This window comes from Streptomyces sp. ISL-94, from assembly GCF_018614075.1.
Taxonomy (GTDB): Bacteria; Actinomycetota; Actinomycetes; order Streptomycetales; family Streptomycetaceae; genus Streptomyces.
Genome location: NZ_JAGGOZ010000002.1, coordinates 110,757 through 130,040, shown reverse-complemented (window position 1 = coordinate 130,040; position 19,284 = coordinate 110,757). Strand labels below are relative to the sequence as shown.

The 19,284-nt window shown below is 71.3% G+C and carries 19 protein-coding genes and 1 pseudogene; 6 read left to right on the top strand and 14 right to left on the bottom strand.

Translation table 11 applies throughout. From position 1 onward, the window contains the following. A pseudogene (locus J7E94_RS34040) lies at window positions 1-519 on the top strand (IS200/IS605 family accessory protein TnpB-related protein); the annotation flags it as partial. 85 nt (window positions 520-604) lie between these two features. Next, window positions 605-1,840 carry an APC family permease gene (locus tag J7E94_RS00675; protein ID WP_308344318.1) on the top strand — a complete coding sequence of 412 codons (1,236 nt, stop codon included), beginning with the start codon at window positions 605-607 and terminating at the stop codon, window positions 1,838-1,840. On the opposite strand, the gene J7E94_RS00670 is transcribed toward J7E94_RS00675, so the two are convergent. The 14 genes from J7E94_RS00670 to J7E94_RS00610 all read right to left on the bottom strand — a co-directional run bounded on the left by J7E94_RS00670 (window position 1,824) and on the right by J7E94_RS00610 (window position 13,898). Beyond that, window positions 1,824-2,348: an SMI1/KNR4 family protein gene (locus tag J7E94_RS00670; RefSeq protein WP_215011252.1), complete on the bottom strand. Its 525-nt coding sequence runs from the start codon at window positions 2,346-2,348 to the stop codon at window positions 1,824-1,826. The genes J7E94_RS00675 and J7E94_RS00670 overlap by 17 nt on opposite strands. A gap of 124 nt (window positions 2,349-2,472) precedes the next feature. Next, window positions 2,473-2,595: a hypothetical protein gene (locus J7E94_RS35260; RefSeq protein ID WP_285440684.1), complete on the bottom strand. Its 123-nt coding sequence runs from the start codon at window positions 2,593-2,595 to the stop codon at window positions 2,473-2,475. After that, window positions 2,592-2,984 (bottom strand): YccF domain-containing protein, encoded by a 393-nt coding sequence (locus J7E94_RS00665; protein ID WP_215011250.1) that lies wholly within the window; start codon window positions 2,982-2,984, stop codon window positions 2,592-2,594. Before J7E94_RS00665 ends, J7E94_RS35260 begins: the two co-directional genes overlap by 4 nt. Continuing rightward, window positions 2,981-3,844 (bottom strand): zinc metalloprotease HtpX, encoded by an 864-nt coding sequence (gene htpX / locus J7E94_RS00660; protein ID WP_215011285.1) that lies wholly within the window; start codon window positions 3,842-3,844, stop codon window positions 2,981-2,983. The genes J7E94_RS00665 and htpX overlap by 4 nt, the downstream gene beginning before the upstream one ends. Window positions 3,845-4,040: 196 nt before the next feature. Beyond that, a complete protein-coding gene (locus tag J7E94_RS00655) occupies window positions 4,041-5,606 on the bottom strand; it encodes an NADH-quinone oxidoreductase subunit N (RefSeq protein WP_215011248.1) in 1,566 nt (521 codons plus the stop codon). After that, a complete protein-coding gene (locus J7E94_RS00650) occupies window positions 5,603-7,162 on the bottom strand; it encodes a NuoM family protein (RefSeq protein ID WP_215011283.1) in 1,560 nt (519 codons plus the stop codon). Before J7E94_RS00650 ends, J7E94_RS00655 begins: the two co-directional genes overlap by 4 nt. 38 nt (window positions 7,163-7,200) lie before the next feature. Beyond that, the gene (locus J7E94_RS00645; protein ID WP_215011246.1) at window positions 7,201-9,225 is read right to left on the bottom strand and encodes an NADH-quinone oxidoreductase subunit L; all 2,025 of its coding nucleotides are present in this window, start codon (window positions 9,223-9,225) and stop codon (window positions 7,201-7,203) included. Next, window positions 9,222-9,620 (bottom strand): NADH-quinone oxidoreductase subunit NuoK, encoded by a 399-nt coding sequence (gene nuoK, locus J7E94_RS00640; protein WP_215011244.1) that lies wholly within the window; start codon window positions 9,618-9,620, stop codon window positions 9,222-9,224. The genes J7E94_RS00645 and nuoK overlap by 4 nt, the downstream gene beginning before the upstream one ends. Continuing rightward, window positions 9,620-10,219: an NADH-quinone oxidoreductase subunit J gene (locus J7E94_RS00635; protein ID WP_215011241.1), complete on the bottom strand. Its 600-nt coding sequence runs from the start codon at window positions 10,217-10,219 to the stop codon at window positions 9,620-9,622. The genes nuoK and J7E94_RS00635 overlap by 1 nt, the downstream gene beginning before the upstream one ends. After that, a complete protein-coding gene (locus tag J7E94_RS00630) occupies window positions 10,216-10,827 on the bottom strand; it encodes an NADH-quinone oxidoreductase subunit I (protein ID WP_215011281.1) in 612 nt (203 codons plus the stop codon). The genes J7E94_RS00635 and J7E94_RS00630 overlap by 4 nt, the downstream gene beginning before the upstream one ends. Further along, on the bottom strand, window positions 10,824-11,792 hold the full coding sequence (locus J7E94_RS00625; protein WP_215011239.1) for a complex I subunit 1 family protein: 969 nt from the start codon (window positions 11,790-11,792) through the stop codon (window positions 10,824-10,826). Before J7E94_RS00625 ends, J7E94_RS00630 begins: the two co-directional genes overlap by 4 nt. Beyond that, entirely contained in the window at window positions 11,789-12,925 is a 1,137-nt protein-coding gene (locus J7E94_RS00620) for an NADH-quinone oxidoreductase subunit C (RefSeq protein WP_215011237.1), read from the bottom strand. The genes J7E94_RS00625 and J7E94_RS00620 overlap by 4 nt, the downstream gene beginning before the upstream one ends. Then, window positions 12,922-13,500, bottom strand: coding sequence for an NADH-quinone oxidoreductase subunit B (locus J7E94_RS00615; RefSeq protein ID WP_215011235.1), 579 nt, complete (start codon window positions 13,498-13,500; stop codon window positions 12,922-12,924). Before J7E94_RS00615 ends, J7E94_RS00620 begins: the two co-directional genes overlap by 4 nt. Next, window positions 13,491-13,898 carry an NADH-quinone oxidoreductase subunit A gene (locus J7E94_RS00610; RefSeq protein ID WP_215011233.1) on the bottom strand — a complete coding sequence of 136 codons (408 nt, stop codon included), beginning with the start codon at window positions 13,896-13,898 and terminating at the stop codon, window positions 13,491-13,493. Before J7E94_RS00610 ends, J7E94_RS00615 begins: the two co-directional genes overlap by 10 nt. A gap of 146 nt (window positions 13,899-14,044) precedes the next feature. Here J7E94_RS00610 and J7E94_RS00605 point away from each other — a divergent pair, with 146 nt between their 5' ends. From J7E94_RS00605 to J7E94_RS00590, 4 genes are all read left to right on the top strand, one after another. After that, complete coding sequence (locus J7E94_RS00605; RefSeq protein ID WP_215011232.1) at window positions 14,045-15,208, top strand: sensor histidine kinase; 1,164 nt, start codon at window positions 14,045-14,047, stop codon at window positions 15,206-15,208. Between the two features lie 169 nt (window positions 15,209-15,377). Beyond that, a complete protein-coding gene (locus tag J7E94_RS00600) occupies window positions 15,378-16,037 on the top strand; it encodes a response regulator transcription factor (protein WP_308344325.1) in 660 nt (219 codons plus the stop codon). 161 nt (window positions 16,038-16,198) lie between these two features. Further along, window positions 16,199-18,142: a 2-oxoacid:acceptor oxidoreductase subunit alpha gene (locus J7E94_RS00595; protein WP_215011229.1), complete on the top strand. Its 1,944-nt coding sequence runs from the start codon at window positions 16,199-16,201 to the stop codon at window positions 18,140-18,142. Further along, complete coding sequence (locus J7E94_RS00590; RefSeq protein ID WP_215011227.1) at window positions 18,135-19,202, top strand: 2-oxoacid:ferredoxin oxidoreductase subunit beta; 1,068 nt, start codon at window positions 18,135-18,137, stop codon at window positions 19,200-19,202. Before J7E94_RS00595 ends, J7E94_RS00590 begins: the two co-directional genes overlap by 8 nt. Window positions 19,203-19,284: the final 82 nt, after the last annotated feature.

Genomic DNA, 19,284 nt, shown 5'->3' with positions numbered 1-19,284 from the left:
GTCGAGGACCTGGACTTCGGTGCGGAGAAGACCCGCGAGAAGCACGGCCGCAGGCGCCGCTTCCGCCAGTTGATCTCCGGCATGCCCACCGGGAAGCTGCGTGCCCGCCTGACCTCCATGGCCGACCAGACCGGCATCACGATCATCGCCGTCGACCCGGCCTACACCAGCAGGTGGGGCGCCCAGCACTGGCAGAAGCCCCTTACCAGCACCACTCGCACCACCACCCGTCACGATGCGGCGAGCATCGCGATCGGCAGGCGCGCCCAAGGGCACCCGATCCGGCGACGGACGGCACCGCCCCACGACGACCGGAGTGATCGTCGCGGGCATCGGACCGTCCAGGCCCGACCGGGCACCCTTGGGCGTGAGGAACCCCGCCCCCGCGTCCCCGGACCACGCACACGATGCGTGTCGCCGGACGCGGAGCGAACGCGGGAGACCAGGACATCCAAAACCGTTCGGGATGCCCGCAGCGACCAGGAATGGGTCCAAGACCCACTCCTGCTCACTGACTAGGAACGGTGGGAGCGCACCAGGATGCCGCTCCCCGGCAAGGAAGGCGTTAGCCAGGGCGGCAGGCCAGGGCGGCTACCCTCCGCGCGTGGAATCCGAACTGAAGCGAACTCTGGGTGTTCCCGACGCCGTCGTCGTCGGACTGGGCGCGATGGTCGGCGCCGGCATCTTCGCCGCCCTGGCCCCGGCGGCTCGCGCGGCGGGCGGCGCGCTGCTCGCGGCCCTGGCGCTGGCGGCTGTCGTCGCCTACTGCAACGCGCACTCGTCGGCGCGGCTCGCCGCCCGGTACCCGTCCTCCGGCGGCACGTACGTCTACGGGCGCGAGCGGCTCGGGCCCTTCTGGGGTTATCTGGCCGGCTGGGGCTTCGTGATCGGCAAGACGGCCTCCTGCGCGGCGATGGCCCTGACCGTCGGCGCGTACGTCTGGCCCGAGCAGCGGCATGCCGTGGCCGTCGCGGCGGTGGTGGCGCTGACCGCCGCGAGCTACGGCGGCGTGCAGAAGTCCGCCCGGATCGCGCGGCTGATCGTGGCGGCGGTACTGGCGGTGCTGGCCCTGGTGGTGGTCGTCTCCCTGTCGTCCGACGCGGCCCGGGCGGGGCGGCTCACCGGCTCGGACTGGAGCGCCTTCGGGGTGTTGCAGGGCGCGGGCCTGCTGTTCTTCGCCTTCGCGGGCTATGCCCGGATCACCACCCTGGGCGAGGAGGTGCGCGACCCGGAGCGGACGATCCCGAGGGCGGTGCCGCTCGCGCTGGGAATCGCACTGCTGGTGTACGCCGCCGTGGCGGTGGCGACTCTGTCGGTGCTCGGTGCCGACGGGCTGGCGGAGTCGACGGCTCCGCTGGCCGATGTGGTGCGGGCGGCCGGATGGCCCGGGCTGGCCCCGGTCGTCCGGGTGGGTGCGGCCCTGGCCGCACTGGGTTCGCTGCTGGCCCTCGTGCTCGGCGTCTCGCGGACCACCTTGGCGATGGCCCGGGACGGCCATCTCCCGCGCACGCTGGCCGCCGTACATCCCCGGCATCAGGTGCCGCACCATGCCGAGCTGGCAGTGGGTGCGGTCGTGGCGGTGCTCGCGGCCACCGCCGATCTGCAGGGCGCGATCGGTTTCTCCTCCTTCGGCGTGCTGGCCTACTACGCGATCGCGAACGCTTCTGCGTGGACTCTCGATTCAGGTGTCAAGGGGCGGGCCGTGGCAGCGGTCGGGCTGGCCGGCTGTGTGGTGCTGGCCTGCACGCTGCCCCTCGCGTCGGCGGTCGCGGGGGCCGTGGTGCTGGCAGTGGGCGCGCTGGCCTACGGGGTGCGCGGGCGGCTCAGATCCGGGATCTGAACTCCGCCCAGGGAGTGAGCTCCAGGTCGAGCTCCTCCCCCAGGCCTGACTCGTCACAGAACCAGGCGGTGCCGTCCAGCCAGCCGCGGAGCCAGCCGGCCAGGCTCGGGGCGTCGATGGACCAGGCGAGGTCCGGCTCCCCGGGATTCGGGTCGAACAGCAGCACTTGGGCGTTTTCGGAGGGGCAGTCGGCGCAGGCGTACATGGCGCAGCCGAAGTCGGCTATCGGCAGCACGCCCTCCGGCCAGCGCCATCCGGAGACCCGGTGGGCCTCGTAGGTCCCTACGGCCTGACCCAGCGGCAGCAGCCCGCACTCGGGGCCGAATCCGCCGTCCGCGACACGGGTGTACAGCGCGGCGAGCAGAGGCGGCAGGGCGAAGCCGAGTATGCCCTCGGCCCGGGCGATCTCCCCGGTGCCCAGCGGCGCGGGCAGGGGCCTTTCCTGCCCGCACGGGGAGTTGCGCACGCGGTCTGCGACTTGCTCCAGCAACTGCTCGGTCTCGTTCATGCGTTCATGGTGACGCACGCCACTGACAACCCGCCCGGCCTGTGGACAACTCAGTCGAGGACGACGTCGACACCCCGTTCACGCAGGACGGCGAGGGCTTCGGCGAAGGCCGCAGGGCGGGCGGTCAGCGCCCTGATGCCGAGGCAGCGGCCGCCGTACCGGGCGGGGTGGCGACTCCGGCGCCGGGAGCGGCCTCGACGAGGTCGCGGCAGCTCTCCCGCAGGGCGAAGCCGGCGCGACTCGTCACCGAGAGGCGAACGGGGCGTCCGTCGGGATGATTTCGCGGCCCAGGGGGAGCAGGGAGAGCGGGACCATCTTGAAGTTGGCGATGCCGAACGGGATGCCGATGATCGTGACGCAGAGGGCGATGCCGGTGAAGATGTGGCCCAGGGCCAGCCACCAGCCCGCCAGGAGCAGCCACAGGACGTTGCCTACGGCGGATCCCGCGCCCGCGTCGCGCCGCTCGACCGTGGTGTAGCCGAAGGGCCAGAGGGCGTAGACCGCGATGCGGAAGGCGGCGACGCCGAAGGGGATGCCGATGATGGTGATGCAGAGGATCAGACCCGCGAGGCAGTAGCCGAGGAACAGCCAGATGCCGCTGAGGACGAGCCAGATGAGGTTGAGGATGGTCTTCACTGCCGGCGGCCTGCCATCTGTTCGAGCCGGGCGATGCGCTCGGCCATGGGGGGGTGCGTCGAGAACATCTTGGACAATCCCTCGCCCGGGCGGAAGGGGTTGGCGATCATCATGTGGCTCGCCGTCTCCAGTCGGGGCTCCGGGGGCAGCGGGAGCTGCTTGGTGCCCGCGTCGAGCTTGCGCAGGGCGCTGGCCAGGGCGAGCGGGTCTCCTGTCAGTTGGGCGCCGGAGGCGTCGGCCTCGTACTCGCGCGAGCGGCTGATGGCCAGCTGGATCACGGAGGCGGCCAGCGGGCCGAGGATCATGATCAGCAGCATGCCGAAGAGGCCCGGGCCCTCGTCGTCGTTCGAGCGGCCGACCGGGATGAGCCAGGCGAAGTTCACCAGGAACATGATCACCGAGGCGAGGGCGCCGGCGACCGACGAGATGAGGATGTCGCGGTTGTAGACATGGCTGAGCTCGTGGCCGATGACGCCGCGCAGTTCCCGCTCGTCGAGGATGCGCAGGATGCCCTCGGTGCAGCAGACTGCGGCGTTGCGCGGGTTGCGGCCGGTGGCGAAGGCGTTGGGGGCCTCGGTGGGCGAGATGTAGAGCCGCGGCATGGGCTGGCGCGCTGACGTGGAGAGCTCGCGCACCATGCGGTAGAGCGCGGGGGCCTCGAACTCGCTGACGGGGCGGGCGCGCATCGCGCGTAGAGCCAGCTTGTCGCTGTTCCAGTACGCGTACGCATTCGTCCCCAGGGCGACGAGGACGGCCACGATCAGGCCGCCCCGGCCGAAGAAGCTGCCGATGACGATGATGAGTGCGGACAGCCCGCCGAGGAGTACGGCGGTCTTGAACCCGTTGTGCCGGCGGTGCACGGTACGCCCTCCAGGTGGTGCGGCAGGGGAGCCCGTCATGGACGTGAGGGTCTACGGTCCAGTGGACCCTCCCTTCCTGGTCAACGCGAGGTGACGGCGTCTGGTTCCCAGGGCGTGCCGGGGCCGCCGACCCGGTGGCCGGGGCGGCGGCAGCACCGCGGGCGTTACTCCGTACGGGTTGGCGGCGGCCTACGGGCTACTGCGGGAAGAGGCTGCCCGTCGCGAAGCGCAGGACCAGCTGCGGAGCGCCGGAGAGGACGACCGCCGTGACCGCGGTGAGCACGATCGCCGCCGTGACCGGCCAGGGGGCCGTGGTCTGCGTACGGGTCTCGGCAACGCCGTCCGCCACGCCCTCCGCCGAACCGTCCGGCGCACGGAAGAGCAGCGCCGTCCACCGCAGGTAGTAGTAGAGGGCGATGACGACATTGACCGCCATGACCACGGCGAGCCAGCCCAGGCCCGCGTCGACCGCGGAGCGGAAGACGGCGACCTTGGCGAAGAGGCCGATGATGCCCGGGGGCAGGCCTGCCAGGCAGAGCAGGAAGAAGGCCAGCGAGAGGGCGGCGAGCGGGCGCTCGGCGTACAGGCCCCGGTAGTCGCTGATCCGGTGCAGCGGCTTCGTACGGGCGACCAGCGCGGCCACGGCGAAGGCGCCCAGGTTCACGGCGGCGTACATGAGGGCGTAGGCGACGGTGGCGCCGATCTGGTCGCGGTCGGCGTACGCGGCCGCGGCGATCGGGACCAGCAGGTAGCCGGCCTGGCCGACCGAGGACCAGGCGAGCAGCCGCACGGCGCTGTTCGGGCGGTCGGCGGACTGGCGCAGCGCGGCGGCGTTGCCGAAGGTCATGGTGAGCGCGGCCAGGACGGCGAGGGCCGGACCCCAGATCTCGGAGTACGCCGGGAAGGCGATCACCGTAACGAGGATGAGGCCGGTGAAGCCGACGGCCTTGCCGATCACCGAGAGGTAGCCGGCGATGGGCAGGGGGGCGCCGACGTAGGTGTCGGGGACCCAGAAGTGGAAGGGGACGGCCGCGGTCTTGAAGGCGAAACCGACGAGGGTGAGCGCGACGCCCGCCATGGCGAGGGTGTCGAGCTGCCCGGGGACGTCCTCGAGGCGGACGGCGACCTGGCTGAGGTGCAGGGAGCCGGTGGCGGCGTAGACGAAGCTGACGCCCATCAGCGACACGGCGGTGGCGGTGACGGAGGAGAGGAAGAACTTGAGGGCGGCCTCGGAGGAGAGCCGGTCGCCGCGGCGCATGCCGACGAGGGCGAAGGCGGGCAGCGAGGCGACTTCGAGGGCGACGATCAGGGTGGCGAGGTCGCGGGCGGCGGGCAGCAGGGCCGCGCCGGCGGCGGAGGAGAGCAGCAGGAACCAGTACTCGCCGGCGGGCATGCGGGTGTCGCGGACGGCGGTGACCGACAGCAGGGCGGTGACCAGGGCGCCGCCCAGTACGAGGAACTGGACGACGAGCGCGAAGTGGTCGGCGGTGTAACTGCAGGCGGCCGGGTCGCCGGTGAGGCAGAAGGTGGCCCGGTCGCCGGCGCGCAGCGGCAGGAGGAGGGCGGTCGCGGCGGCCAGGCCGGCCACGGAGAGCCAGCCGAGGACGGGCTTGGAGCGCTCGGGTACGAAGAGGTCGGCGAGGAGGACGACCAGGCCGACGGTGGCGGTGAGGACCACGGGCGCGATGGCGAGCCAGTCGACGGACTGGACCAGGCTCGGGGTATCGGCGGAGAGGACCGTCAGGGCCGTGGGCGCCGTCATGCGTTGCCTCCTGCGAGGAGCTTCTGGACGGCCGGATCGGTGAGGCCGAGGAGGACCGCGGGCCACAGGCCGGCGAGGACGGTGAGGGCGACGAGCGGGGTCCAGGCGGCGAACTCGTAGCGCTGGATGTCGGCGAGGGCCGCCGGCGCGGCGCTCTGTGCCTTCGGGTCGCCCATGCAGACGCGCCGTACGACGATCAGCAGGTAGGCGGCGGTGAGCAGGGTGCCGAACGCTCCCATCGCCATGTACGTGAGGAAGGCGGGGCGGGAGAGGCCCTCGGCCGGGTCGAAGGCGCCGAAGAGGGCCAGCATCTCGCCCCAGAAGCCGGCCAGGCCGGGGAGGCCGAGGGAGGCGACGGCGGCGAAGGCGAGGAACACGCCGAGGCGGGGGGCGCGGCCGTAGAGGGCGGCGCCGGTGGCTCCGGCGAGGGTGTCGAGGTCGGCGGTGCCGTAGCGGTCCTTGAGGGCGCCGACCAGGAAGAAGAGGAGGCCGGTGATCAGGCCGTGGGCGATGTTGGCGAAGAGCGCGCCGTTGACTCCGGTGGGGGTCATGGACGCGATGCCGAGGAGCACGAAGCCCATGTGGCCGACGGAGGAGTACGCGATCAGGCGCTTGAGGTCGCCCTTGTTCCCCTTGCGGGCCAGGGAGAGGCAGGCGAGGGATCCGTAGACGATGCCGATGGCGGCGAGGGCACCCAGGTAGGGGGCGAAGGTGGCCATGCCGTCGGGGGTGACGGGGAGCAGGATGCGGACGAACCCGTACGTGCCCATCTTGAGCAGGACGCCGGCCAGCAGGACGGATCCGACGGTGGGCGCGGCGGTGTGGGCGTCCGGCAGCCAGCTGTGCAGCGGCCACATCGGGGTCTTCACGGCGAGGCCGATACCAATGGCGAGGACGGCCAGGAGCTGGGTGGTGTGGGTCAGTCCGCGCCCGTTGTCAGAGGCGAGTGCCACCATGTCGAAAGTGCCGCTGTTCAGTCCGATGAGCAGCAGACCGAGCAGCATGACCACGGAGCCGAGGAGGGTGTAGAGGATGAACTTCCAGGCGGCGGCCTGCCGCTGAGCACCGCCCCAGCGGGCGATGAGGAAGTACATCGGGATGAGGACCATCTCGAAGGCGAGGAAGAAGAGCAGCAGGTCGAGGACGGCGAAGGTCGCCAGGGTGCCGGATTCGAGGACGAGCAGCAGCGCGACGAAGGCCTTCGGGGAGGGGCCTGCGGGGAGCTTGAAGTAGCTGTAGAGCGCGCAGAGGAAGAACAGCAGCGCGGTCATCAGGAGGAGGGGGAGCGAGATGCCGTCAATGCCGAGGTGGATCCGGACGTTCAGCGCCTGGATCCAGCTGATGTCCGTCGTCGCCTGGAAGCGGGACGGGGCGTCGTGGTCGAAGCCCAGGGTGAGGGCGACCGCCGCGGCGAGGATGACACCGGTGACGGTCACGCCGTGGCGGAGCACGGCCTGTTCGGGGCTGCGGCCCTTGAGCCCGGGCGGGGGCGGCAGGAGTGCCGCGGCCGCGCCGAGGAGCGGCGCGACCACGATGAACGCCAGAAGGAACTGCATCACGGACGGGCTGATATCAATCACGGCTGACTCACGGCTCACGATCCGGCGTTGACGTTGGCGAGGACGGCGGTGGCGATCGCCAGGACCACGGCGCCGGCGAGCAGGGCGCTCAGGTAGCTCTGCACGTTGCCGGTCTGGGCCCGGCGTACGAGGCTGCCGAGCAGCCGGGGGCCGGTGCCCGCGCCGCGGACGTACGTGTCCACGACCTCGCGGTCGAGGAAGCGGACCAGGCTCGCGGCTGCGCGGACGGGCCGGACGAAGAGCCGGTCGTAGACGGCGTCGAGGTGGAAGCCGTCGGCCGCGTGGCGGTGCAGGGGGCCGAGGATCGCCTTGCCGGGGTCGGCGGCGGGGCCGGCCGGGACGGCGGGGTGGTCGTGGGTGACCTCTGCGACCTCGGGGGTCTCGGCCTCGGATTCGGCGACCGTGGCGGCGACGGCGGCGGCTGCCGCGAGGCCGTTGCCAGGCGCGGTGGCGGCCGCGACGGCTGCCGCGCGGACCGTGGCGCGCTGCCAGAGGGCGTAGGTGAGCATGGCGCCGATGGCCGCGGCTCCGGTGCCGAGGATGGAGGTGGTCAGGGTCGGGGTGAGCTGCCCGCCGTCGAACCAGTCGGCGAGTGGGCCCGCCGCGAGGCCGAAGCCGATGGACGGGATCGCCAGCAGCCACAGCACGCCGGTCATGGCGACGGGTTCCCTGCCGTGGTCGGGGGCGGGGGCGCCCGTGCCGCGGAAGGCCATCAGCCACAGCCGGGTGGCATAGGCGGCGGTGAGCAGGGCGGTGAGCACGCCCGCGACCAGGACGATCCAGCCTGCGGTGCTGGGCGCGAACTCCGAGTGGCCGGTGGCGGTGTGCTCGGCGGCGACGAGGACGGCTTCCTTGGAGAAGAAGCCGGCGAAGGGCGGGATGGCGGCGAGCGCGAGGAGCGCGATCGTCATCGTCCAGAAGGCGTCGGGGATGCGCTTGGCCAGGCCGTCCGTACGGGACATGGCGGCCAGGGAGTTCGTGCCGGCGGCGTGGATGATGACGCCCGCGCCGAGGAACAGCAGCGCCTTGAAGGCGCCGTGGGACAGGAGGTGGAAGACGGCGGCGCCGCGGTCGCCGACGGCCAGGGCGCCGGTCATGTAGCCGAGCTGGCCGACCGTCGAGTAGGCCAGCACGCGCTTGATGTCGTCCTGGGCCAGGGCGGCGAGGGCGGAGCCGAGCATCGTGACGGCCGCCATGACGGCCATGACCACCAGTGCGGCGCGGGAGGCCGCGAAGACGGGGAGGAGGCGGGCGATGAAGTAGACACCGGCGGCGACCATCGTCGCGGCGTGGATCAGTGCGGAGACCGGGGTCGGGCCCGCCATGGCGTCCGGGAGCCAGGTGTGCAGCGGGAACTGCGCGGACTTGCCCGCGACTCCGGCGAGCAGGAGGAGCGCGATCAGCGTCGGGTGGTCGAGCCCGCCCGCGGCGACGGTTCCCAGGATCTTGGTGATCCGGAAGGAGCCGGCGTCGGCGGCGAGGGCGAACAGGCCGATCAGGAAGGGGACGTCACCGAGCTTGGTGACGAGGAAGGCCTTCAGGGAGGCGGAGCGGGCCGCCTCGGTCTCCCAGTAGTGGCCGACCAGGAAGTACGAGCAGATGCCCATGACCTCCCAGCCGACCAGCAGCACCATCAGGTCGCCGGAGTAGACGACGAGCAGCATGGCGGAGGTGAACAGTGAGACCAGAGCGGCATACGACGGGTAGCGCGGGTCCTCGCGGAGGTACGCCGTCGAGTAGAGCTGTACGCAGGTGGCGACGACACCGACCAGGACGGCGACCAGCACGGCGAAGCCGTCCAGGTGGAGCGAGAGCTCGATCGGAACGGAGCCGGTCGGGGTCAGCTCGGTCGCGGTGTCGATCGCCTTGCCGCCGCCGTGGCGGACGGCGACGAGCACGGCCAGTACGGCGGCGCCCAGCGTCGGCAGGATGGCGAGCGGCCGGACGAATCCGGGGGCGCTGCGGCCGAAGAGAAGTCCCGCGACCGCGCCCAGGAAGGGGAGGAGGGGGACGAGGACGGCGAGGGTCGTGGTGCTCACGCGGCGACCTCCGGCCGGGCGGTGCCGGTGCTGTTGCTGGTGCTGGTGCTGTTGCTGTTGCTGTTGCTGGGGTTCTGTTCGGGCTCGTGGCCCTCGGCGGTGTCACGCAGGCGGTCGACGTCCGAGGTGCCGCGGTTCCGGTACACCATCAGCACGATCGCGAGGCCGATGCCGATCTCGGCGGCGGCGATGGCGATGGTGAAGAGGGTGAGGGCCTGGCCGGCGTGCAGGGTGTCGCGCAGCCAGACGTCGAAGGCCACCAGGTTGAGGTTGACGGCGTTGAGCATCAGCTCGACGGACATCAGGACCAGGATGGCGTTGCGGCGGGCGAGTACTCCGTACAGGCCCGTGCAGAAGAGCAGCGCCGCGAGCACGGCGGGGTAGGCGAGGTGCATCAGCGCTGACCCTTCTTCTCGCCGACGGCGGCGTCTTCGGCGGGGTCGTTCCTGCGGGACAGCACGATGGCCCCGATCAGGGCCGCGAGGAGGAGGACGGAGAGCGCCTCGAAGGGCAGCACCCAGTGCTGGAAGAGGATCTCGCCGGAGACCTTCGTGGAGCCCTGGACCGGGCCGTCGAGGTCGATCCAGGTCGTGCGGAAGGCGTCGACGACGACCCAGACGAGCGCGACGGCCGCGATGCCGGCGACCCCGGCCGCGACCCAGCGGTTGCCGGAGTCGGCGTCCGGGGAGCGGCCGATGGGCGCCTTGGTGAGCATCAGCCCGAAGAGGAGGAGGACGACCACGGAGCCGAGGTAGATCAGGACCTGGACCCAGGCGATGAACTCCGCGGTCAGCAGCAGGTACTCGACGGCGATGCCGCCGAGCGCGACGACCAGCCAGAGGGCGGCGTGCACGAGCTGCTTGGTGCTGACCGTGACGAGGGCCGCGCCGAGGGTGGCGAGGCCGACGAGGACGAAGGCGATCTCGACGCCGGTCGGGGAGAGGAACCCGTTGCCCGTGGCCGCGGCGGCCAGGGTGGTGGCTGCGGGGGTCACGCGTCTCCCTCCGGGGTGGTCGGCGATTCGGTCCCACGCGCGGCTGCGGCCTCGGGCCCGGCGGCTGCGGCGGCTGCGGCGAGGGCGGCGGCTTCGGCCTTTTCCACTGCCTTGCGGGCGGCGGCGATTTCCTTGGGCTCCTCGGCGGCCGGGTCCAGGGCGGGCGGGGCCGGGACGGTCCACATCCACTCCCGGAGCTTGTCCCGCTCGTGGGTCAGCTCGTGGATGTCGGTCTCCGCGTACTCGAACTCCGGCGACCAGAAGAGGGCGTCGAAGGGGCACACCTCGATGCAGATACCGCAGTACATGCAGAGGGAGAAGTCGATGGCGAAGCGGTCGAGGACGTTGCGGCTGCGCTCGCGGCCACCGGGAGTGGTCGCCGGGACCGTCTCCTTGTGGGAGTCGATGTAGATGCACCAGTCGGGGCACTCACGGGCGCACAGCATGCAGACCGTGCAGTTCTCCTCGAACAGGCCGATGACCCCGCGGGAGCGGGGCGGGAGGGAGGGCTGGACCTCGGGGTACTGGGCGGTGTGCGAGCGCTTCGTCATCGTGCGCAGCGTCACGGCCAGGCCCTTGGCGAGGCCGGATCCGGGGATGGGCATCAGTTGATCGCCACCTTCACGATGCCGGTGAGCGCGATCTGGGCGAGCGCGAGCGGGATGAGTGTGGTCCAGGCGAGCTTCTGGAGCTGGTCCTCGCGCAGCCGCGGGTAGCTCACGCGGAGCCAGATCACGACGAAGGCGAGGATCGCGGTCTTGAGGAGGGTCCAGACCCAGCCGAAGCCGTCGGCGCCGAAGGGGCCCTGCCAGCCGCCGAGGAAGAGGACGGTGGTGAGGGCGCAGAGGACGACGATGCCGGCGTACTCGGCGAGCAGGAACAGCGCGAAGCGCAGGCCGGTGTACTCGGTGTACGCGCCGAAGATGATCTCGGAGTCGGCGACGGGCATGTCGAAGGGGGGCCGCTGGAGTTCGGCGAGGCCGGCGGTGAAGAAGACGAGCGCGCCGACGATCTGCCAGGGCAGCCACCACCACTGGAAGGACTCGACGATGCCGGGGAGGGAGACCGTCCCGGCCGCCATGGCCACGGAGGCGGCGGCGAGCAGCATGGGGAGCTCGTAGGCGAGCAGCTGGGCGGCCGTGCGCAGGCCGCCGAGCAGGGAGAACTTGTTCGCGGAGGCCCAGCCGGCCATGAGGGAGCCGAGGACTCCGACGCCCATGACGGCGAGCACGAAGAACAGCCCGGCGTCGATGACCTGGCCGACCGCGCCCTCGCCCGGGCCGATCGGGATGGCGAGGAGGACGAGGAGGTACGGGAGCAGGGCGACGGCGGGGGCGAGCTGGAAGATCCGGCGGTCGGCGTTGGCCGGGACGATGTCTTCCTTCTGCGCGAACTTCACGCCGTCGGCGACGAGCTGCGCCCAGCCGTGGAAGCCGCCGGCGTACATGGGGCCGAGGCGGCCCTGCATGTGGGCCATCACCTTGTGCTCGGTCTGCCCGACGACGAGCGGGAGCACGAGGAAGACGGCGAAGACGACGATCAGCCGCAGGGCGACGTCGAGGACATCGTTCACGCGTCGCCTCCGTTGTCAGGGGTGGGGTGGTCGGTCTTGGGGCCTGTCTGAGGGTCCGGTCGCTCCGCCTCCGCCTCCGTCTCCGGCGCGGGTGCCGGGGAGTCGAAGGCGGGCTTCGGGTCGTGCCAGGGCGCGTCCGCGCTGCGGGGGGCGGGGCGGCGAGGCGGAGCGGCCGCCTCGTCACCGCCCGGCTCGGCGTCCGGGGCGGGGGCCTGGCTTGCCGAGCCGTCCGCCACCGAGCGGGTGCGGCGCGGCGGGCGGGCCGGGGCCTCGGAGTCCGGGGCGGGCGCGGTCTCCCCCGTCGCGTCCGGGGCGGGGGCCTGGCTTGCCGAGCCGTCCGCCACCGAGCGGGTACGGCGCGGCGGGCGGGCCGGGGCCTCGGAGTCCGGGGCGGGCGCGGTCTCCCCCGTCGCGTCCGGGGCGGGCTGGGTGGCCGAGCCGTCCGCCACCGAGCGAGTGCGGCGGGCCGGGGCGCCCTCGCGCGGGGTGCGGGCGGCGGCGCCCGCCGCGCCGGCGGCGCGCGGGGTGCGGGCCGGGCGGGCGGGGGCCGGCGGGAGCTGGCCCTTCATCGGGCCCCAGTCGTTGGGGTCCGGGACGCCCGGCGGGAGCATCTGGCGGCGCTTCGGCGCGTCCGGGTCGTGGGCCTCGCCCGGCTCCTTGGCACCGGGCCAGGCCTTGGCGACGCGCGCGGCCAGGACGAAGTCCTTGCGCAGCGGGTGGCCCTCGAAGTTCTCCGGGAGGAGGAGGTGGACGAGGTGCGGGTGGTCCGTGAAGGTCACGCCGAACATCTCGAACGTCTCGCGTTCGTGCCACTCCGCGCCCGCGTACACGGCGACCGCCGAGGGGAGCGAGGGGGCGGAGTGCGGGACGGTCGTGCGCAGCAGGAGGCGGCGTACGCGGTGGTTCTCCAACGAGACGACGTGCGCGCAGATCCGGAAGCCGGTGCCCGGCTCGTCGACCGCGCTCAGCCAGTCGAAGTACGTGCAGCCCAGCTTGTCCCGGGCGATCTCCAGGGAGGAGATCCACGAGCCGACGGGCACGTCCACGGTCAGGAGGTCGTACGAGGACGAGCCCACGGCCTCCTCGCCGAAGACCGTGGCCGCCGCGTCGGGGAGGGAGTCGTAGAGGTTCATGCGCCGGCCCCGGGGGGTGTGACCAGGCCGCTCGTCAGCTGGGCCACCGAGGGACCCGACGCGTAGCGGTCCGCCAGCGACTCGCGGGCGATCTTCTCCTGGAGCTTGAGGATGCCCTGAAGCAGCGCTTCGGGACGCGGCGGGCAGCCGGGCACGTAGACGTCGACGGGGATGATCTGGTCGACGCCCTTGGTCACCGAGTACGAGTCCCAGTACGGGCCGCCGCAGTTGGAGCAGGCGCCGAAGGAGATGACGTACTTCGGCTCCGGCATCTGCTCGTAGAGCCGCTTCACGGCGGGGGCCATCTTGTCCGTGACCGTGCCCGAGACGATCATCAGGTCGGCCTGGCGCGGCCCGGGTGCGAAGGGGATGACGCCCAGGCGGATGAAGTCGTGCCGGGCCATCGACGCGGCGATGAACTCGATCGCGCAGCAGGCGAGTCCGAAGTTGAAGACCCACAGGCTGTACCGGCGGCCCCAGTTCAGGACCACCTTCATCGGTTCCGGGGCCAGGCGGGAGAGGACTCCCAGGCGCTTGGGCTCCGGGAGCAGCTCCGGCTGAGGTGTCACGTCCATTCGAGGACGCCCTTCTTGTACGCATAGAGCAGGCCGACGGCCAGGAAGCCCAGGAAGATGAACATCTCCACCAGGGTCGTGGCGCCGTAACCGGCGGCGGCGAACACCGTCGCCCACGGGAAGAGGAAGATCGAGTCGACGGCGAAGATGACGTAGAGGAACGCGTAGACGTAGTAGCGGACCTGGGTGTGCGCCCAGCCCTCGCCGACCGGGTCCACGCCGCATTCGTACGTCAGGAGCTTCTCGCGGGTCGGGACCACGGGCCGCAGCAGGCGGCCGGCGCCGAAGGCCACGGCCACGAAGAGCACACCGAGGGCGGCCAGCAGGCCGACGACCGAATAACTCCGGAAGTAGTCCGCGGCGAGCACGGTTACGGTCGATACCGTTGGTTCAGGCACGTCCGTTCCTCGCTCCTCGGTCAGTGTCGACGGTTCTTTTCACGCGGGAGTCTAGGGCCTGCTCACACGGGGTGGGGTTATCCCCCGTTCACAGCACCCCGGCCACCCCATGGCACTGGCGGCCGCGCCTTGGCAGGGTGGGCGGCATGACCATCAGCCAGGGCATCGCCGACAACGACCGGCCGCCCCCCGTCCGACCTGTCTTCAGCGCTGTGACGTGGAAGGAGATCGCTCATCTGGTGAGCAACTTTCCCGTGGCGATCGTCGGATTTGTTTACGCGGTTGTCATGGTTTCCGGCACGGGCGGTCTGTCCGTGACCGCGGTCGGACTTCCGCTGCTCTCATGTGGTCTCTATCTGTCTCGGCAGTTGGGACGGCTGGAGCGGACGCGCGCCCGGGCGCTGTTGGGCGCACGGGTGGAGGAGCCCAGTCCGATTCCCGGCCCGAAGCGGGCCGGCGGGTTCTTCCCCTGGCTGTGGACGAGCATCAAGGATCCGGTCGGCTGGCGGACGGTGCTGTACCAGCTGGTCCGGCTGCCGTGGGGAGTCTTCACCTTCACGGTAGCGCTGACCGGCCTGTTCGTGCTGTGGCCGGTGCTGCCGTACGTGGTGCGGGTGCTGGCGAACGCGGACCGCGCGATGGTACGGGGGCTGCTGTCGCCCTCCGACGAGCTGGAGCGGCGGATCGCCGAGCTGGAGTCCGACCGGGGCGTGGTGATCGACACCGCGGCGGCCGACCTGCGGCGCATCGAGCGGGATCTGCACGACGGGGCGCAGGCGCGACTGGTGGCGCTGGCCATGGGGCTGGGCCTGGCTAAGGAGAAGCTGCTGGAGGACCCGGAGGGCGCGACGGCAATGGTCGACGAGGCCCACGGGGAGGTGAAGCTGGCGCTCCAGGAGCTACGGGGTCTCGCGCGCGGGATCCATCCGGCGGTGCTGACCGACCGGGGGCTGGACGCGGCGCTGTCCGCGGTGGCCTCGCGCTGTGCCGTGCCGGTACGGGTGGCCGTGGATCTCCCGGGACGGCCGGCGGAGGCGATCGAGGGCATCGCGTACTTCACGGTCTCGGAGCTGCTCCGGAACATCAGCAAGCACGCCATGGCCCGGTCGGCCTCGGTGGACGTGTGGAAGTCCGGGGAGCGGCTGCTGATCCAGGTCGCCGACGACGGGCGGGGCGGGGCGAGCACCCGGTCCGGGTCGGGGCTGGCGGGGCTGGCCGAGCGGCTGGACTCGGTGGACGGGGTGCTGGTCGTCGACTCCCCCGCAGGCGGCGGAACCACCGTCACCGCCGAGCTCCCCTGGCGGGCCTGACTCATACGCACAAGGCCCCCGCGAGGCGTTCCGCGAGGGAAAACTCCCGCCGCGCGCCCACTCGTTGTCCCGGCTCTGCCTTGATCCGGCCTCCAGGCTGGGATGCTTGGCTGCGTCAGATGGTGCGGGAACGAGTGGACGCGGGGGCTGCAAAGTCGTGGAAGACAGGGTGCGGGTGGTCATCGCCGAGGATTCAGTGCTGCTGCGTGAGGGCCTGACCCGGCTGCTGACCGACCGGGGGCATGACGTCGTTGCGGGCGTCGGGGACGCGGAAGCCCTGATCAAGACGGTGGCGGAGCTGGCGGCGGAGGACGCGCTGCCGGATGTGGTGGTGGCCGATGTGCGGATGCCGCCGACGCACACCGACGAGGGCGTGCGGGCCGCCGTACGGCTGCGGCGCGACTACCCCGGGGTCGGGGTGCTCGTGCTGTCGCAGTACGTGGAGGAGCAGTACGCCACCGAGCTGCTGGCCGGTTCCAGCACCGGGGTGGGGTACCTGCTCAAGGACCGGGTGGCCGAGGTACGGGAATTCCTCGACGCGGTGGTACGGGTGGCCCGGGGCGGTACCGCCCTGGACCCGGAGGTCGTCGCCCAGCTCCTCGGCCGCAGCCGGAAGCAGGATGTGCTGGCCGGGCTGACCCCCCGGGAGCGCGAGGTGCTGGGGCTGATGGCCGAGGGCCGCACCAATTCGGCCGTGGCGAAGCAGCTGGTCGTCAGCGACGGCGCGGTGGAGAAGCACGTCAGCAACATCTTCATGAAGCTCGGCCTGTCGCCGAGTGAGGGGGATCACCGGCGTGTTCTGGCCGTTCTCACCTACCTGAAATCTTGATCGACTGACACTCTGTCAGTTACGGCAGTTACGGCATACCGGTCGGCCGTCTCAAGGGGCGGGCCGACGGTCCAGAATGTGGCCGCCCCCTGGGATGCACACCCTGCGGACGTAGGGTGGGTCTTGTGGGGGTGCCCACGCCTCGAAGGAGGTCCAGTTCAGTGACCAGCCAGGTCAGTAGCCCAGCCGAGCAGGCCGACGGGGCTGGGGGTGCGGTTGTCGGTGGACAGCGCACTCCGGCGAGCCCGGGCGGCAAGGAAGTACGTCGCCTCGATCGTGTGATCATCCGATTCGCGGGTGACTCCGGTGACGGTATGCAGCTCACCGGTGACCGGTTCACCTCGGAAACGGCGTCCTTCGGCAACGACCTCTCGACACTGCCGAACTTCCCCGCCGAGATCCGGGCACCCGCCGGAACCCTCCCGGGCGTGTCGTCCTTCCAGCTGCACTTCGCCGACCACGACATCCTGACCCCCGGCGACGCGCCGAACGTGCTGGTCGCGATGAACCCGGCCGCCCTGAAGGCGAACATCGCGGACGTGCCGCGCGGCGCGGAGATCATCATCAATACCGATGAGTTCACCAAGCGCCCCATGGCCAAGGTCGGCTACGAGACCTCGCCCCTCGAAGACGGCTCGCTGGACGCCTACAACCTGCATCCCGTCCCGCTGACGACGCTGACGGTGGAGGCGCTGAAGGACTTCGGGCTGACCCGCAAGGAGGCCGAGCGCAGCAAGAACATGTTCGCGCTGGGTCTGCTGTCGTGGATGTACCACCGGCCGACGGAGGGTACGGAGGCGTTCCTGCGGCAGAAGTTCGCGAAGAAGCCGGACATCGCCGAGGCGAACATCGTGGCCTTCCGGGCCGGCTGGAACTTCGGCGAGACGACGGAGGACTTCGCGGTCTCCTATGAGGTCGCCCCGGCCAGCCATGCCTTCCCGACCGGCACCTACCGCAACATCTCGGGGAACCTGGCCCTCTCGTACGGGCTCATCGCGGCGGCCCGGCAGGCGGATCTGCCGCTCTACCTGGGCTCGTACCCGATCACCCCGGCCTCGGACATCCTGCACGAGCTGTCCAAGCACAAGAACTTCGGCGTACGGACCTTCCAGGCCGAGGACGAGATCGCCGGCATCGGCGCGGCCCTCGGGGCGGCCTTCGGCGGCGCCCTCGGCGTCACCACCACCTCGGGGCCCGGTGTGGCGCTGAAGTCGGAGACGATCGGCCTGGCGGTCTCGCTGGAGCTGCCGCTGCTGATCGTGGACATCCAGCGCGGCGGCCCGTCCACCGGTCTGCCGACCAAAACGGAGCAGGCGGACCTGCTGCAGGCCATGTTCGGCCGCAACGGCGAGGCGCCCGTCCCGATTGTCGCGCCCCGCACCCCCGCGGACTGCTTCGAGGCCGCCCTGGACGCGGTCCGGATCGCGCTGGCCTACCGGACCCCGGTGTTCCTGCTCTCCGACGGCTACCTCGCCAACGGATCCGAGCCCTGGAGGATCCCGGACGTGGCGGACCTGCCCGACCTGAAGGTCCAGTTCGCCACCGGCCCGAATCACGCGCTCGCGGACGGCACCGAGGTGTTCTGGCCCTACAAGCGGGACCCCGAGACCCTGGCCCGCCCCTGGGCCGTGCCCGGCACCCCCGGCCTCGAACACCGCATCGGCGGCATCGAGAAGCAGGACGGCACCGGCAACATCTCCTACGACCCGGCCAACCACGACCTCATGGTCCGCACCCGCCAGGCCAAGATCGACGGCATCCTGGTCCCCGACCTGGAGGTCGACGACCCCGACCAGGCGCGCACGCTCGTCCTGGGCTGGGGCTCCACCTACGGCCCGATCACCGCAGCCGTCCGCCGGCTGCGCCTCGCCGGCAGCCCCATCGCGCAGGCCCACCTGCGCCACCTGAACCCCTTCCCGAGGAATCTGGGAGAGGTCCTGAGGCGTTACGACAAGGTAGTGGTGCCGGAGATGAACCTCGGGCAGCTGGCCACCCTGATCCGGGCGAAGTACTTGGTCGACGCCCAGTCGTACAACCAGGTCAACGGAATGCCCTTCAAGGCGGAGCAGCTCGCGAAGGTCCTCAAGGAGGCCATCAATGACTGAGGTGACCGACTCCCCGCGCCTGCTGTCCCTGGTCCCCAAGGCCGAGGCCAAGCAGTCGATGAAGGACTTCAAGTCGGACCAGGAGGTCCGCTGGTGTCCCGGCTGCGGCGACTACGCCGTGCTCGCCGCCGTCCAGGGGTTCATGCCCGAGCTGGGGCTGGCGAAGGAGAACATCGTCTTCGTCTCCGGAATCGGCTGCTCCAGCCGCTTCCCGTACTACATGAACACCTACGGAATGCACTCCATCCACGGCCGAGCCCCGGCCATCGCCACCGGGCTGGCCACCTCGCGCCGCGATCTGTCGGTCTGGGTCGTGACGGGTGACGGCGACGCGCTGTCCATCGGCGGCAACCACCTCATCCACGCCCTGCGCCGCAACGTCAACCTCAAGATCCTGCTGTTCAACAACCGGATCTACGGCCTGACCAAGGGCCAGTACTCGCCCACCTCCGAGCTCGGCAAGATCACCAAGTCGACCCCGATGGGCTCGCTGGACGCGCCCTTCAACCCGGTCTCGCTCGCGATCGGAGCGGAGGCCTCCTTCGTGGCCCGCACCGTCGACTCCGACCGCAAGCACCTCACCGAGGTACTGCGCCAGGCAGCCGACCACCAGGGCACCGCGCTGGTGGAGATCTACCAGAACTGCAACATCTTCAACGACGGCGCCTTCGAAGTCCTCAAGGACAACGAGCAGGCCCAGGAGGCCGTGATCCGGCTGGAGCACGGCCGGCCGATCCGCTTCGGGGCCGGCCTCCACAAGGGCGTCGTCCGCAACCCCGCCACCGGCGACCTGGAGGTCGTCGAAGTCACTGCGGAGAACGAGTCGCGGATCCTGGTCCACGACGCGCACGCCGCCGGCCCCACCACCGCCTTCGCACTGTCCCGCCTGGCCGACCCCGACACCCTGCGCCAGACCCCGATCGGGGTCTTCCGCAGCGTCGAGCGGCCCGTCTACGACACGCTGATGGCCGACCAGCTCGACACCGCCATCGACCAGAAGGGCAAGGGCGACCTCGGCGCCCTCCTTCATGGCAACGACACATGGACCGTCGTCGGCTGACCGGCACGACACCGCTCCCCCGAAGCCCGGATCCCCAGCGGATCCGGGCTTCGGTGCATCCCATCCCTTCACGGCGGCACAC